15 protein-coding genes are annotated in these 15,524 nt (G+C 60.5%); 10 read left to right on the top strand and 5 right to left on the bottom strand.

Annotated features, from left to right (window positions below; translation table 11 throughout):
• Positions 1 to 31 precede the first annotated feature (31 nt).
• A complete protein-coding gene (locus J1G34_RS07925) occupies positions 32 to 271 on the top strand; it encodes a DUF1161 domain-containing protein (RefSeq protein ID WP_065886747.1) in 240 nt (79 codons plus the stop codon).
• Here J1G34_RS07925 and J1G34_RS07930 read toward each other — a convergent pair whose 3' ends face one another.
• Positions 272 to 694 carry a PA0061/PA0062 family lipoprotein gene (locus J1G34_RS07930; RefSeq protein ID WP_065895258.1) on the bottom strand — a complete coding sequence of 141 codons (423 nt, stop codon included), beginning with the start codon at positions 692 to 694 and terminating at the stop codon, positions 272 to 274. It abuts the gene before it with no gap.
• A gap of 96 nt (positions 695 to 790) precedes the next feature.
• Here J1G34_RS07930 and J1G34_RS07935 point away from each other — a divergent pair, with 96 nt between their 5' ends.
• The gene (locus tag J1G34_RS07935) at positions 791 to 1,834 is read left to right on the top strand and encodes an aminopeptidase (RefSeq protein WP_065936514.1); all 1,044 of its coding nucleotides are present in this window, start codon (positions 791 to 793) and stop codon (positions 1,832 to 1,834) included.
• A 478-nt stretch (positions 1,835 to 2,312) separates the two neighbouring features.
• Here the strand turns inward: J1G34_RS07935 and J1G34_RS07940 are convergent, their stop codons facing one another.
• Positions 2,313 to 2,972, bottom strand: a complete 660-nt coding sequence (locus tag J1G34_RS07940) for an HAD family hydrolase (RefSeq protein ID WP_222993744.1) — start codon at positions 2,970 to 2,972, stop codon at positions 2,313 to 2,315.
• Complete coding sequence (locus J1G34_RS07945) at positions 2,969 to 3,511, bottom strand: gamma carbonic anhydrase family protein (protein ID WP_065886751.1); 543 nt, start codon at positions 3,509 to 3,511, stop codon at positions 2,969 to 2,971. The genes J1G34_RS07940 and J1G34_RS07945 overlap by 4 nt, the downstream gene beginning before the upstream one ends.
• Before the next feature lie 101 nt (positions 3,512 to 3,612).
• Here J1G34_RS07945 and prlC point away from each other — a divergent pair, with 101 nt between their 5' ends.
• Both prlC and J1G34_RS07955 read left to right on the top strand, forming a co-directional pair.
• A complete protein-coding gene (gene prlC / locus J1G34_RS07950; RefSeq protein ID WP_065895261.1) occupies positions 3,613 to 5,664 on the top strand; it encodes an oligopeptidase A in 2,052 nt (683 codons plus the stop codon).
• The gene (locus J1G34_RS07955; protein WP_065886753.1) at positions 5,661 to 5,936 is read left to right on the top strand and encodes a YheV family putative zinc ribbon protein; all 276 of its coding nucleotides are present in this window, start codon (positions 5,661 to 5,663) and stop codon (positions 5,934 to 5,936) included. The genes prlC and J1G34_RS07955 overlap by 4 nt, the downstream gene beginning before the upstream one ends.
• Positions 5,937 to 6,044: 108 nt before the next feature.
• On the opposite strand, the gene J1G34_RS07960 is transcribed toward J1G34_RS07955, so the two are convergent.
• Positions 6,045 to 6,704: a dual specificity protein phosphatase family protein gene (locus tag J1G34_RS07960; protein ID WP_065895262.1), complete on the bottom strand. Its 660-nt coding sequence runs from the start codon at positions 6,702 to 6,704 to the stop codon at positions 6,045 to 6,047.
• A 272-nt stretch (positions 6,705 to 6,976) separates the two neighbouring features.
• On the opposite strand from J1G34_RS07960, the gene J1G34_RS07965 reads away from it, so the two are divergent.
• The 6 genes from J1G34_RS07965 to J1G34_RS07990 all read left to right on the top strand — a co-directional run bounded on the left by J1G34_RS07965 (position 6,977) and on the right by J1G34_RS07990 (position 14,546).
• On the top strand, positions 6,977 to 7,729 hold the full coding sequence (locus J1G34_RS07965) for a gluconate 2-dehydrogenase subunit 3 family protein (protein ID WP_065895263.1): 753 nt from the start codon (positions 6,977 to 6,979) through the stop codon (positions 7,727 to 7,729).
• 2 nt (positions 7,730 to 7,731) lie between these two features.
• Entirely contained in the window at positions 7,732 to 9,516 is a 1,785-nt protein-coding gene (locus J1G34_RS07970) for a GMC family oxidoreductase (protein ID WP_065895305.1), read from the top strand.
• 12 nt (positions 9,517 to 9,528) lie between these two features.
• Complete coding sequence (locus J1G34_RS07975) at positions 9,529 to 10,827, top strand: cytochrome c (RefSeq protein WP_222993746.1); 1,299 nt, start codon at positions 9,529 to 9,531, stop codon at positions 10,825 to 10,827.
• Positions 10,828 to 10,897: 70 nt separating this feature from the next.
• Positions 10,898 to 11,956, top strand: a complete 1,059-nt coding sequence (locus J1G34_RS07980; RefSeq protein ID WP_065933603.1) for a PA0069 family radical SAM protein — start codon at positions 10,898 to 10,900, stop codon at positions 11,954 to 11,956.
• Between the two features lie 225 nt (positions 11,957 to 12,181).
• A complete protein-coding gene (locus tag J1G34_RS07985) occupies positions 12,182 to 12,913 on the top strand; it encodes a carbonic anhydrase (protein ID WP_065895266.1) in 732 nt (243 codons plus the stop codon).
• An 85-nt stretch (positions 12,914 to 12,998) separates the two neighbouring features.
• Entirely contained in the window at positions 12,999 to 14,546 is a 1,548-nt protein-coding gene (locus J1G34_RS07990) for a SulP family inorganic anion transporter (protein ID WP_065895267.1), read from the top strand.
• Positions 14,547 to 14,616: 70 nt separating this feature from the next.
• Here the strand turns inward: J1G34_RS07990 and J1G34_RS07995 are convergent, their stop codons facing one another.
• Positions 14,617 to 15,264: a hypothetical protein gene (locus tag J1G34_RS07995; protein ID WP_222993748.1), complete on the bottom strand. Its 648-nt coding sequence runs from the start codon at positions 15,262 to 15,264 to the stop codon at positions 14,617 to 14,619.
• Between the last annotated feature and the right edge of the window lie 260 nt (positions 15,265 to 15,524).

A 15,524-nucleotide genomic window follows, 5' to 3' on the forward strand; every position in this document is an offset into this window, starting at 1 on the left:
CCGTGCGCAATGCATTCAGGGAGCTACACACATGAAACGTTTTGCTTTGGCGGTCATCTGCGGCGTATTGGCCACTTCGGCCATGGCCGCGCCAAAAGACTGCGAAGAGCTGCGCAAAGAAATCGAAGTCAACATCCAGGCCAAGGCGATCCCGTCCTACACCCTGGAAATCATCACCGCCGAAGAAGCCAAGAATCATGACAGCGCCATGATTGTCGGTTCCTGCGAAAACGGCACCAAGCGCATCATCTACCAGAAGAACAACGACTGATCAGATGCAGTTCACGCTGCGCTCTTCGGCCAGCAATTGCCGCGCCGGGTCGTACAGGCGGATGTTGGGCGTGAAGGCCAATGAGCGCCCTTCCAGTATGTAGCGTTGGCCGGCCTGGAAATGGTCGTACTGCAAGGTCATGAAGCAGGTTCGATACATCATCTGGCTCAGCCCCCCCAGCCCTCCTCCGGCGGGCACTTCGAAGTCGAAGCGCACCATCAGTTCGTGGGCCCCGGGCGGCATTTGGAAATAGCGCCCGTCTTCGAGGTATTTCCCGTCCAGGCGCTGAGCCATGACCAGTTTGGCGCCCGGGGTTGGCGTGGTGAAATCGACCCAGGCCTGTTGCGGGTCGACGGGCGGGATCGGCGTCGATGCGCAAGCGCTGAGCAACAGGGCGGCGACGGGGTACAAAAGCTGGCGCATGGCAGGAACTCAACGCGAGAAGATATTTTGAGTATAAACACGCCATCACGTGGAACCTTCAAATTCGATTCAAGCGTACCCAGGAGCGGTCGCGGCATGATCAGGCGTTTTCTTCCTGGGTTGCTGGTGATGCTGCTCAGCGGCTGCTCCAGCGTCAGTTACTACGGCCAGTTAGCCAGTGGCCAGTGGCAACTGCTGCGGGCGCGGGAACCGGTGGCCGAAGTCATCGCCGATCCGGCTCGTCCTCAAGGGTTGCGTGAGCATCTGCTTCAGTCCCAGAAGGCCCGTGCGTTCGCCAGCGAACAGCTGCACTTGCCCGACAATCAAAGCTACCGGCTGTATGCCGATATTGGTCGACCCTATGTGGTGTGGAATGTCTTCGCCACGCAGGAATTTTCTCTGTCAGCGCAAAACCACTGCTTCCCCATCGCCGGTTGCGTGGCCTATCGCGGCTACTACAGCCAGGGCGCCGCGCGTGGCGAAGCGGCATTGCTGCGCCAACAAGGCATGGACGTGTCGATTGGCGGCGTCGAAGCCTATTCCACACTGGGCTGGTTCAATGACCCGATCATCAGTTCGATGATGAACTGGGGCGATGAACGTCTGGCCACCCTGATCTTCCACGAGCTGGCGCATCAGCGCTTCTATGTGAAGGACGACACCGAGTTCAATGAGTCATTTGCCAGCTTTGTCGAGCAGGAAGGTACGCGACAATGGCGCGCCGCCCGTGGCCTGGCGCCGCTGAGCGATGCGACGTTGCAGCAGCGCGACCAGTTTACCCAGTTGATTCTCGCTACCCGCAAACGCCTGGAAAACCTTTACGCCCAGCCATTGGCGGCTGAGGTGATGCGCCAGGCCAAGGCCGCGCAGTTCGAGCGCCTGCGCCGTGAGTACCGTCACCTGCGCGACAGCCAGTGGGGCGGTGACAAGCGTTATGACGCGTGGATCAACCAGCCGATGAACAACGCGCGGCTGCTGCCGTTCGGGCTGTACGACCAGTGGGTGCCGGCGTTTGCGGCGTTGTTTGCGCAGGAAGGGCGGGATTGGGTGAAGTTCTATCGGGCGGTGGAGACGTTGGGAGGGCTGCCGGTGGAGCAGCGCAGGGCGGCGTTGAGGCGGTTGGAGAAGGTTGACCAGTAGGGCCTCATCGGGGCATAGGTATCTACACAACTCTGTAGCGCTCAACCGTAACCACGATGCGAAGCGAGTCGCTCTTGATCTGCTTTTGATCTTGATCTCAGGCGCCCCGTTAAACCACGCTGGCCGAACGCAGGCTTGAATCCGTGGGTAACCCGGCAGGACGCCGGGTTAGCCGCACTGGGCCATGGATGGCCCATTGCGGCGGCCCACGGATTCAAGCCGGAGAGAGGGCACACCGAGCCCAAGCGAGGTGCCGAGTGGTGGGGCAAGAGCCCTTTGGTTACTTTGGGGCTTTTCCAAAGTGACCCGCCGTCAGGGCGGAACCCTAAGTGGCCGTTACCGCAGAAACGGATATGTACTCAATCTGATCCAACATCCTGGTCGGCCCTGAGGCCGCCATCGGGGGCAAGCCCCCTCCCACATTTTGAGCGGTGTACACAGGTCAATTGTGGGAGGGGGCTTGCCCCCGATGGCGGCCTCAAGTCCGCCGCAAAAACGCCTGATGCATTTCTGCCAACGTCTCAAAATGCCAGGTCGGCGCTTCGGCATTCAGCTCTTCAAAGCTGCCAAACCCATAACCCACTGCCACCGAGTCGAGCCCATTGCTGCGCGCGCCGGTCAGGTCATGCTTGCGATCACCGATCATCAAGGTGGTGTCCGGGTCCAGCCCTTCTTCACGCATCAGGTGGGCGATCAGCTCGACCTTGTTGGTGCGTGTGCCATCCAGCTCGCTGCCGTAAATCACCTTGAAGTGCTTGGCAAAGTCGAAATGCCGCGCGATCTCACGGGCGAATTCCCACGGCTTGGAGGTCGCCACATACAGTTGGCGGCCCTGGCTGTTCAGTTCTTCGAGCAGTGGCATCACGCCGTCGAATACCTGGTTTTCATACAGCCCCGTGACCTTGAAGCGCTCGCGATAGAAATTCACCGCTTCCCAGCCTTTGGCCTCGTCGAAGCCATAGAACTGCATGAACGCTTGCAGCAACGGCGGGCCGATGAAGTGTTCGAGCCGGGTCAGGTCCGGCTCGTCGATGCCCAGTTTGCCGAGGGCGTACTGGATCGAACGGGTAATGCCCTCGCGCGGGTCGGTGAGGGTGCCGTCCAGGTCGAACAGCACGGTCTGGTGGTGCAGGGTCATTGGTCGAATCCTTGCGCGATGTGCAGGTCTTTTAGCTTCACGTAGTTCGCCGCGCTGTAGGTGAAAAAGGCACGCTCCTTGTCGGTCAACGGGCGGACCTGTTTAACCGGACTGCCGACATACAAAAAGCCGCTGTCGAGTTTCTTGCCCGGCGGCACCAGGCTGCCGGCCCCGATGATCACGTCATCCTCCACCACGGCGCCGTCCATGACGATGCTGCCCATGCCGATCAGGATGCGGCTGCCCACGGTGCAGCCATGCAGCATGACTTTATGGGCGATGGTCACGTCGTCACCGATCAACAGCGGGAAACCGTCCGGGTTGAACGGGCCGGCGTGGGTGATGTGCAGCACACAGCCGTCCTGCACGCTGGTGCGCGCACCGATACGGATGCGGTGCATGTCGCCGCGAATCACCGTCAATGGCCAGACCGAGCTGTCGGCGCCGATTTCGACATCGCCGATCACCACCGCCGAAACATCGACAAACGCCCCGGTGCCCAGGGTTGGCGTGTGATTCTGATAGGTGCGAAGGGTCACGATAGCCTCTCTCTGTTGTACTGATAGCTGCGGTGGGTGTTGATTGTAATTAAGATGGCCCCATCTTTGTCTTATCTGTTTCTTCAGCCAAGGTGCCAACCGTGAGCGCGAACAACCCTCTTCTGCAGCCCTACGACCTGCCGCCGTTCTCGGCGATCCGTGCCGAGCATGTCCAGCCGGCCATCGAACAGATCCTGGCCGACAACCGTGCAGCGATCGCAGACATCCTGCAAAGCCAGGGCAAAAATCCGACATGGGCGGGCCTGGTCCTGGCCATGGACGAGCTTAATGATCGCCTGGGCGCGGCCTGGAGCCCGGTCAGCCACCTCAACGCCGTGTGTAACAGCGCCGAGTTGCGCGAAGCCTATGAGGCTTGCCTGCCGGCATTGAGCGCCTACTCCACCGAGATGGGGCAGAACCGTGAACTGTTCCAGGCCTTCGAAGCCCTGGCCAACAGCCCCGAAGCCGCCGGTTTCGATGTGGCGCAAAAGACCATTCTGGAACACGCCCTGCGCGACTTCCGCCTGTCGGGTATCGATTTGCCGCCCGAGCAGCAGAAGCGCTACGCCGACGTGCAAAGCAAGCTGTCGGAGCTGGGCAGCAAATTCTCCAACCAGTTGCTGGACGCCACCCAGGCCTGGACCAAACACGTCACCGACCAGGCCACCCTCGCCGGCCTGACCGATTCGGCCAAGGCGCAAATGGCCGCCGCCGCCCAGGCCAAAGGTCTCGATGGCTGGCTGATCACCCTCGAATTTCCAAGCTATTACGCGGTAATGACCTACGCCCAGGACCGTGCCCTGCGTGAAGAAGTCTACGCAGCCTACTGCACCCGCGCGTCGGACCAGGGCCCGAATGCCGGTCAGAACGATAACGGCCCGGTGATGGAACAGATCCTCGACTTGCGTCAGGAACTGGCTCAATTGCTGGGCTACGCGTCGTTCGCCGAACTGAGCCTGGCCACCAAAATGGCCGAGTCGAGCGATCAGGTGTTGAGTTTCCTGCGCGACCTGGCCCGGCGCAGCAAGCCGTTCGCCACCCAGGACCTGCAGCAGCTCAAGGCCTACGCCGCTGAACAAGGTTGCCCTGATCTGCAAAGCTGGGACAGCGGTTTCTACGGCGAAAAACTGCGCGAGCAGCGCTACAGCGTGTCCCAGGAAGCCTTGCGCGCCTACTTCCCGATCGACAAGGTATTGGGCGGCCTGTTCGCCATTGTGCAGCGCCTGTACGGCATTGAAATCGCCGAACAGAAAGGTTTCGACGCCTGGCACCCGGACGTGCGCCTGTTCGAGATCAAGGAAAACGGCCAGCACGTCGGCCGCTTCTTCTTTGATTTGTATGCCCGCGCCAACAAGCGTGGCGGTGCCTGGATGGACGGCGCCCGCGACCGCCGCCGCACCATCGATGGCGTGCTGCAAAGCCCGGTGGCCAACCTGGTGTGCAACTTCACTCCGGCCGACAGTGGCAAGCCTGCCCTGCTGACTCACGATGAAGTCACCACCCTGTTCCACGAGTTCGGTCATGGCCTGCACCACCTGCTGACCCGCGTTGAACACGCCGGCGTATCCGGTATCAATGGCGTGGCCTGGGATGCGGTGGAGCTGCCGAGCCAGTTCATGGAGAACTGGTGCTGGGAGCCTGAAGGCCTGGCGCTGATTTCCGGTCACTACGAAACCGGTGAACCGCTGCCCCAGGACCTGCTGGAAAAAATGCTCGCGGCGAAGAATTTCCAGTCCGGCCTGATGATGGTGCGCCAGCTCGAGTTCTCGCTGTTCGACTTCGAACTGCACGCCACCCACGGCGACGGACGCAGTGTGGCGCAGGTACTCGACGGTGTGCGCGATGAAGTCTCGGTGATGCGTCCGCCGGCCTACAATCGTTTCCCCAATAGCTTTGCGCATATCTTTGCCGGCGGTTATGCGGCGGGTTACTACAGCTACAAGTGGGCCGAAGTGCTCTCGGCGGATGCCTTCTCCAAGTTCGAAGAAGACGGCGTGCTCAATGCCCAGACCGGTCGCGCCTTCCGGGAAGCGATCCTGGCACGGGGCGGTTCCCAGGAGCCGATGGTGTTGTTCGTCGACTTCCGCGGACGGGCGCCGTCGATTGACGCACTCTTGCGCCACAGCGGCCTGAGTGAGGACGCGGCAGCATGAGTGAAGGGCCTGTGATTACCAAAAAGCAATTTATCGCCGGGGCGGTCTGCCCGGCGTGCAGCGAGCCAGACAAGCTGAAGATGTGGACCGAGGACAACGTGCCGCACCGCGAATGTGTGGCCTGCGGCTATACCGATACGCTCAATGATCAGGGGCTGTCAGTGCCCAGGGAGTTGGGCACGCGGGTCAATACCTCGGCGTTGAAAGCGCCGGCGGACCCGAAGGTGCAAGCGGTGCAGTTCTTTCCTAACCCGAAGCTGAAAAAAGACTAAAGCGGCACTTAACTGTAGGAGCGAGCTTGCTCGCGAAAAACGTTAACGATAACGCGTGTTTCCTGGATAAACGTGGCGTAATCGAGTTTTTCGCGAGCGAGCGCGCTCCTACAATTCTTTCTCTTCCTTGCCCGTTGTGGTGATCCAATCTTTCATCGAGCACAGCGCAAACGCGCTGGTGCTGCAATCGCCATTCGCCAAGGCTGTGCGCAACTTGTCGATATCGGCTTTCATCATGTAACGAACGCCATCCTTGAAGCCGTTACTGCTGCCATAGCCGCCCAGAGTCATCTCGTTGAGTGCGTCTTCCTTGCTCCATCCCTGAATCACTACCCGATACATCGCGGCCATCAGCCCGGTGCGGTCAGAGCCGTGTTTGCAATGCATCAACACCGAGCCGTTGGCCTGAGCCTCTTGAATCGCTCGCAGTGCCGCCAGCACATCGGAATCGTCGACATGGTTGGTACGATAAATAATTTGCACCTGCTTTATATCCGCTGACTTCAGCCAAGCCGAATCGGACTCCGGCAAAAAGTTGATCACCGTGCCAATCTTCAGTTTTTCCAGCACGGGCACTGCATCACTGTCTGGCAACGCGCTGCGATAGAGCGTGGGCGTCATCTGGTGCAGATTGTATTGATCACCCACTGGCTGGGCCCACTCAGGCGAGCGAATGGAAGAGGTGGTGCTATCGGCGTGGACATTAACGGCAGTGATCAGGGCCATCAGTGCCAAGCCGAAGGCCGGCAACAGTCGAATCTTGAACATTTTTAACGTAACCGAATTGGGCAATGTGGATGATGTCCAGAGTCGTACGCACGGGGTGAATGGGGCGTGAGGTGCTCGTCAAAGAATTGTGAATCATCAGATCTGATCCGCTGTTTTTGTTATTGAAGAGATTCTTCCCAATTCTTAGCCTGCTATCATTTGTAAATATTGTTTGCGAAAGTGTTCTGTCTTTGGATCCCACTCGTTGGCAAACCTTCACGCTGCTCCCAGAAGCGGCTGATATACCCGTGACCACATGATGAGGTGCACCCATGTCTGATCAAGATCAAGACAACCCCCGGCGTGATTTTTTGCGCAAATCCTTGACCTTGATCCCGGTGGTCACGGTTGCCAGTACCGGCCTTGGCGGTTCGATGCTGATGGCCACGCCCGAGCCTGTCCAGGCCGCGCCAGTCCAGCCGGCTCCCAGTGACAAGGCGTATGAACCGACTTATTTCACCGCCGAGGAATGGGCGTTTATCAACGCTGCCGTCGAGCGTTTGATTCCCGCCGATGCCCAGGGCCCAGGCGCTCTGGAAGCCGGTGCGCCGGAATACATCGACCGTCAGATGAACACCCCGTACGCCAGTGGCGCGCTGTGGTTCATGCAAGGCCCCTTCAATGCCGACGCCGCGCCGGAGATGGGCTGGCAGAGCAAATTGGTGCCCAAGGAGATCTATCGCCTGGGTATCGCCGCGACGGATGCCTGGTCGAAGGCGTTCAACGGTAAAGCTTTTGCTGCGCAAGACAGCGCTACCCGAGACGACATGTTGCGCCGCCTTGAGGCGGGTGGCAGTGAAGTGAGCGCTCACTTCGCGGCAGTGCCGCCAAAGATGTTCTTCAACCTGCTGTTGCAGAACACCAAGGAAGGCTTCTTCTGCGACCCCATCCACGGTGGCAACAAAGGCATGGTCGGCTGGACCATGATCGGTTTCCCCGGCGCCCGCGCCGATTTCATGGATTGGGTGGAGCGCAACGAGCAATACCCCTTCCCGGCTGTTTCCATTCGCGGCGAGAGGGCATGAGCGTGGCGACCATCATGAAGAAAGTGGACGCGGTGATCGTGGGCTTCGGCTGGACCGGTGCGATCATGGCCAAGGAACTGACCGAGGCCGGCCTCAACGTGGTAGCGCTGGAGCGCGGCCCGATGCAGGACACCTACCCGGACGGCAACTATCCCCAGGTCATCGACGAATTGACCTACAGCGTGCGTAAAAAGCTCTTCCAGGACATTTCCAAAGAAACCGTGACCATTCGCCATAGTGTGAATGACGTCGCCCTGCCCAACCGTCAGCTCGGCGCCTTCTTGCCGGGTAACGGCGTCGGCGGTGCAGGCCTGCACTGGTCGGGCGTGCATTTTCGCGTCGACCCCATCGAGTTGCGCATGCGCAGCCACTACGAGGAACGCTATGGGAAGCACTTCATTCCCAAGGACATGACCATCCAGGACTTCGGCGTCAGCTACGAAGAACTGGAGCCGTTTTTCGACTACGCGGAAAAAGTCTTTGGCACTTCCGGCCAGGCCTGGACCGTCAAGGGTCAATTGGTCGGTGAAGGTCGCGGCGGCAACCCCTATGCACCGGATCGCTCCAACCCCTTCCCGCTGGAGGCGCAGAAAAACACGGTCTCCGCGCAGTTGTTTCAGAAAGCGGCTGCTGATGTGGGTTACAAACCCTACAACCTGCCGTCGGCCAATACCTCCGGGCCCTACACCAACCCTTACGGCGCGCAGATGGGGCCGTGCAACTTCTGCGGCTTTTGCAGTGGCTACGTGTGCTACATGTACTCCAAGGCGTCGCCGAACGTGAACATCCTGCCGGCGTTGCGCCAGGTGCCGAATTTCGAGTTGCGGCCCAATTCCCATGTGCTCAAGGTCAACCTCGACAGCACCGGGAAGAAAGCCACCGGTGTGAGCTATGTCGACGGCCAGGGTCGGGAGTGCGAACAACCGGCGGACCTGGTGATCCTCGGCGCATTCCAGTTCCACAATGTGCGCCTGATGCTGCTGTCGGGCATCGGCAAGCCTTACGACCCGATTACCAATGAAGGCGTGGTCGGCAGGAACTTTGCCTACCAGAACATGGGCACCATCAAGGCGTTCTTCGACAAGGACACCCACACCAACAACTTTATCGGCGCGGGCGGCAATGGCGTGGCCATCGACGACTTCAACGCCGACAACTTCGACCACGGCCCCCACGGCTTCGTGGGCGGCTCGCCGATGTGGGTCAACCAGGCGGGCAGCCGGCCGATTGCCGGCACTTCCAACCCGCCGGGCACGCCGGCCTGGGGCAGCGCGTGGAAGCGTGCCACCGCCGATTACTACACCCACCAGGTGTCGATGGATTCCCACGGTGCGCATCAGTCCTACCGCAGCAATTACCTGGATCTGGACCCGGTTTACCGCGATGCCTACGGCCTGCCGCTGTTGCGAATGACCTTCGACTGGCAGGAAAACGACATCAAGATGAACCGCTTCATGATGGAAAAAATGGGCAAGGTCGCCCAGGCGATGAATCCCAAGGCAATTGCCGTTCTCGGCAAAAAGGTCGGTGAGCATTTCAATACCGCGTCGTACCAGACCACGCACCTCAACGGTGGCGCGATCATGGGCACCGACCCGAAAACCAGCGCGTTGAACCGCTACCTGCAGAGCTGGGATGTACACAACGTGTTTGTCCCGGGGGCGTCTGCTTTCCCACAAGGTTTGGGCTACAACCCTACCGGTCTGGTGGCAGCTTTGACCTATTGGTCGGCTCGGGCAATCCGCGAGCAGTACCTGAAAAACCCCGGCCCGCTGGTTCAGGCATAAGGAGCGATGACCATGAAAGCACTCGTTATCGCCTCTCTGGCGCTGCTGAGCAGTTGCTCGGTCAGTGCGGCTGAAACCGACCTGATCAAGCAAGGTGAATACCTGGCCCGCGCCGGTGATTGTGTGGCTTGCCACACCGCCAAGGGCGGCAAGCCATTCGCCGGCGGCCTGCCGATGGAAACCCCCATTGGCGTGATTTACTCCACCAACATCACACCGGACAAGACCGGCCTGGGTGACTACAGCTTCGAAGACTTCGACAAGGCCGTGCGCCATGGCGTCGCCAAGAGCGGTAGTACGCTTTACCCGGCAATGCCCTACCCGTCTTACGCACGCGTCAGCGACAGCGATATGCAGGCGCTATATACCTACTTCATGAAAGGCGTCGAGCCGGTCGCCCAGCAGAACCGGGACAGTGATATTACCTGGCCGTTGAGCATGCGCTGGCCCCTGGCGGCATGGCGCTGGATGTTCGCGCCATCGGTCGAGGAGCATCAGGTACCGACCACCGCCGATCCGGTGGTCAGTCGTGGCGCCTACCTGGTCGAAGGCCTCGGCCATTGCGGTGCGTGCCATACACCGCGCGCCCTGACCATGCAGGAAAAAGCCCTGAGCGCCGCCGACGGCAGTGCATTCCTGTCCGGCAGCGCGCCGCTGGAAGGCTGGATTGCGAAAAGCCTGCGCGGCGACCACAAGGACGGCCTCGGCAGCTGGAGCGAAGAGCAACTGGTGCAATTTCTCAAGACCGGTCGCAGTGATCGCAGCGCGGTGTTCGGCGGCATGAGCGATGTGGTGGTCCACAGCATGCAATACATGTCCCAGGACGACCTGACCGCTATCGCTCGCTACCTCAAGAGCCTGCCGGCGGTGGACCCCAAGGACCAGCCGCACCAGTACGACCAACAAGTGGCCCAGGCGCTCTGGAAAGGGGATGACAGCAAGCCGGGCGCCTCGGTGTACATCGACAACTGCGCGGCCTGCCACCGTACCGATGGGCATGGCTATACCCGGGTGTTCCCGGCGCTCGCGGGCAACCCGGTGCTGCAGACGGCGGATGCCACGTCGTTGATCAACATCGTGCTGAACGGCGGCACCTTGCCCGCCACCCACGCTGCGCCATCGACCTTCACCATGCCGGCATTCGCCTGGCGCTTGTCGGACCAAGAAGTGGCGGATGTGGTCAGTTTCATCCGCGGCAGCTGGGGCAATCAGGGCGCACCCGTGAGCGCAAGCGACGTGGCCGACCTGCGCAAGAGCGATATGCGCACCACCTCGGGTGACGATCTGGGGCAGGTCACGCAAAAGCACTGACCGCCAAACGGCACTGGTCAGATAGCGCGCGCCTCGATACTGTATATAAAAACAGTATCGAGGCGTTTTCATGACCACTGCACTGCCACCCCGTGGCCGGGGCACGGCCACCAACCTGCACAACCGTTTCGCCCCCACCGTCAGCGTGGCCGAGGACGACGGCTGGTTCCAGGAAGTGCCGCCCACCCAGGGCACCGAAGTGCGTATCGAAACGGCCAAGACCATCATCACCCGCAATAACTCGCCGGACTTGCCGTTCGATCGCTCCATCAACCCCTATCGCGGCTGCGAACATGGCTGCATCTACTGCTATGCACGGCCCAGCCATGCCTACTGGGACATGTCACCGGGGCTGGATTTCGAAACCCGGTTGATCGCCAAGAGCAATGCCGCCGACGTGCTGGAGCAGCAACTCTCGAAGCCGGGATATGTGTGCGCGCCGATCAACCTGGGCTCCAACACCGACCCGTACCAGCCTATCGAGCGTGAATACAGGATCACCCGGCAAACCCTCGAAGTGCTGCTGCGCTATCGGCACCCGGTGACTATCATCACCAAGGGCTCATTGATCCTGCGCGACCTGGACCTGCTCGCCGAACTGGCCCGCCAACGGCTTGTGGCGGTGATGATCAGCCTCACCAGCCTCGACGATGAGCTCAAGCGCATCCTGGAGCCGCGTGCGGCGGCACCCAAGGCGCGGTTGCGGGCGATACGGGTGATGCGGGAGGCGGGTATTCCGGTCGGCGTGCTGTGCTCGCCGATGATTCCGATGATCAACGACAGCGAGTTGGAAAGCCTGCTCACCGAGGCCCATGCCGCCGGTGCGCAAAGTGCCGCGTACATGATGCTGCGCCTGCCGCTCGAGGTGGCGCCGCTGTTCGAGGAGTGGCTGGCGGCGCATTACCCGCAGCGCGCGGCGCATGTGATGAGCCTGGTGCGTCAGGTGCGTGGTGGCGAGGTGTATGACAGCCGCTTCGGGGTGCGCATGCGCGGTGAGGGCCCGTTTGCCGATCTGCTGGCACAGCGTTTCAGCAAGGCGATCAAACGCCTGGGGCTCAATCGCCGGGAAGGCTTCAATCTCGATTGCACCGCATTTTGCCCACCGGGCAGGCAAATGGCATTGTTGTAGGAAGAAGACAAATGGGAAACTACCGTAGGAATAGTCGCGTTTTAATATCACTGAAACCCTCGATCTAGAGCGGTTCATTCAGTTTGAGTTAAGTTTCGACGGGTACCTTGTTCGACGAGTGACTAATGAGTCGGCGCCCTGGTCGGTGGAGTTTCCCAACTATTTCACCGCCCGAGCGTCGAACTGACTTGAACACTTCCCCTGCATTGATCAAGAGGTTGAATCATGAGTGATAAGGATAAACAGCCGTTGGCTGCGTCGGCTTCAGCCCCTCAAGTGGCGGAAACCGCCGATGCAGCGCTGCAGCACATCGTCGACGGTTTTTTGCATTTTCATCACGACGTCTTCCCCCAGCAGGAAGAACTCTTCAAGAAACTCGCCACGGCCCAGAGCCCGCGCGCGATGTTCATTACCTGCGCCGACTCGCGCATCGTGCCCGAGTTGATTACCCAAAGTTCGCCCGGCGACCTGTTCGTGACCCGCAACGTGGGTAACGTGGTCCCTCCTTATGGTCAGATGAACGGCGGTGTTTCCACGGCCATCGAGTACGCGGTACTCGCCCTTGGCGTACAGCACATCATCGTGTGCGGGCATTCCGATTGCGGCGCCATGCGCGCGGTGCTCAATCCCGACAGCCTCGAGAAGATGCCGACGGTCAAGGCCTGGTTGCGTCATGCCGAGGTCGCCAAGACGATGGTCCACGACAACTGCGACTGCGCCAATGAAGGCGAGAGCATGAAGGTACTGACCGAAGAAAACGTCATCGCCCAGTTGCAGCACTTGCGCACCCACCCTTCCGTGGCTTCGCGCATGGCCAATGGCCAATTGTTTATTCATGGCTGGATCTACAACATCGAGACCAGCGAAATCCGGGCTTACGATGCGGATCAGTCGGCGTTCCGACCGTTGGGCGGCGAAGGCCCGATTCCATCCGCGACGCCTAAAGCGCGCTTCTAACACACTTCCCTGCCGGGTAATGCGGTGGCTGCCATGGATGCAGCCAGGCTTTACCGCGCCCGGCGAATGCCTCGGGAGAGTCATCATGCGTGCTGCTCAATTAAAAGCTGTTCTGCCTCGGGAGCTGCTTGCCTCCGTGGTGGTGTTCCTGGTCGCCCTGCCCTTGTGCATGGGGATTGCAATCGCGTCCGGCATGCCGCCGGCCAAGGGCTTGATCACCGGTATCATCGGTGGTCTGGTGGTGGGCTGGTTGGCGGGGTCTCCGCTGCAAGTCAGTGGCCCGGCAGCGGGCTTGGCGGTGTTGGTGTTCGAGTTGGTGCGCCAGCACGGCATGATGATGCTGGGACCTATCCTGCTGCTGGCGGGTTTCCTGCAATTGGTGGCCGGGCGTCTGCGCCTGGGCTGCTGGTTCCGCGTGACGGCGCCGGCGGTGGTATACGGCATGCTGGCGGGGATCGGCGTATTGATCGTGCTGTCGCAGATCCATGTGATGCTCGACGGTGCCCCCAAACCGTCGGGGTTGGATAACCTGGCGGGCTTTCCGGCCGCGTTGGTCGACGCGATTCCCACCCTCGGCGGCGGGCTCGGCTGGCAGGCGGGCCTGCTCGGTGTGTCGACCATGCTGGTGATGTACCTGTGGGATAAATTCCGGCCGCAAAAACTGCGCTTTGTGCCAGGCGCTCTGCTGGGCGTGGGCCTGGCGACGGTGACCAGCCTGGTGCTGGCATTGCAGGTCAAGCGTGTGGAAGTACCGGCGAACCTGTCCGATGCCATCGATTGGTTGCGCCCCAGCGACCTGCTCAACCTGGCTGACCCGCAACTGCTGATCGCCGCATTTGCCGTCGCGTTTATCGCCAGTGCCGAGACGCTGCTGTCCGCCGCAGCGGTCGACCGCATGCACAGCGGGCAGCGCTCGGATTTCGATAAGGAGTTGTCCGCCCAGGGCGTGGGCAACATGCTGTGCGGATTGGTCGGTGCCTTGCCGATGACCGGTGTGATTGTGCGCAGTTCGGCCAACGTCCAGGCGGGCGCCACCACGCGGTTGTCGGCGATGTTCCATGGCGTGTGGTTGCTGGGCTTCGTGCTGTTGCTGTCGAGTGTGCTGCAAAGCATCCCGGTGGCGAGCCTGGCCGGCGTGCTGGTGTATACCGGGATCAAGCTGGTGGACGTGAAGGCGTTCAAGGCCTTGGGACGTTATGGCCGGATGCCGATGTTCACCTATGCCGCCACGGCGTTGGCGATCATCTTCACCGACCTGCTGACGGGGGTGCTGGTGGGCTTCGGGCTGACGCTGGTCAAGCTGGCCTTCAAGGCATCACGGCTGAAAATCAGCCTGGTCGATTTGCCTCAGGACGGTGAGATGGAGTTGCGCCTGACCGGAGCGGCGACGTTCCTCAAAGTACCGGCGTTGACGCAGGTGCTGTCGACCGTGCCGACCGGAACCACCGTGCATGTGCCGCTCAATAACCTGAGCTATATCGACCATTCCTGCCTGGAGTTGCTGGAGGAATGGGGACGGGCCAATGCGGCCAAGGGCTCCAAGCTGGTGATCGAAGCGCGTGGTTTGAAGCGTCGGTTGGAAGGTCGGGTAAGGACAACGGTGGGGATTGGCTCGGCGCCGTCCACCACCTGACGAAACCGGGTAAAAAAATGTGGGAGGGGGCAAGCCCCCTCCCACATTGGAGTTTTATCGGACTCGAGATTCAGGCAGGCTGATCCAGTGCCAGCTCAACGCCCAACTGGCGCGACAGGCATGGCCAGCGCTTCCACGCGGCTTCTGTGTTCGGGCTTTTGAGCGTTTCGCGATAAGCCTCGACCGACTCCAGCGCAAAGCTCTCCTCGTTAAGCATCTCATCCACCGCCAGGTGCACGGCTTCATCCAGCTGGTTGGCGAAACCTTCACCGATCAATTGATGGGCAATCAGGTTGGCGACGGTGGTATCGGCCGGAATCAGCGGCTGGCCGAAATGCTTGATGTACAGATCGTTGACCTCTTCCACCAGACGATGGGCCAGGTAGGCCTCGTCCAGCAGGCCGTCCAGGCCTTCGTGGCCGGCCAGAATCGCCGGCGGCTGCAGGAAGAAATGCTCGGCGATCTTCAGCACGGGCTTTATCTGGCTTTCGATCCCGGCTTCGCGTGCCACGTCATTGGCAGCGTCGAGCAACTCGGGGACAAGGTTGATGTAGGCGGTGACAAAGCGGGTCATGACAATGTTGCGATCACCGTCAGCCAGGGAAATGGCCGAATGCAGGTGCGGCAATTGTTTTTCCAGTCGCCGGGCAAGCTGGCCCGTCGTGGCTTCGTGTTGATGGGCACGGGAAATCTGCTCGCGCAATGCGGCGGTGTTCATGAAGGCTCCAGTCATGCAGGTGTAGGAAAAGGGAGAGGATAAGGTAGCTCGTTTATACGAGCGCCTAAGACGCATTTGTCATAATTATTTCATGGTTATACGTAGACGTTATATCGAAATACCAGCCTTGGCCGGATAAACGATTCTGCCGCCCATTGCATTGGGCCTCGGTCCGTCTGTTTTCACTCATTTGCCCCTACACATTGCGGGGTCGCTACGGCTGTCTATACTCGGATCTGTACGCAATTAGCTGATGACGC

The sequence above is a fragment of the Pseudomonas sp. Wu6 genome, from assembly GCF_019891515.1.
Taxonomy (GTDB): domain Bacteria; phylum Pseudomonadota; class Gammaproteobacteria; order Pseudomonadales; family Pseudomonadaceae; genus Aquipseudomonas; species Aquipseudomonas orientalis_A.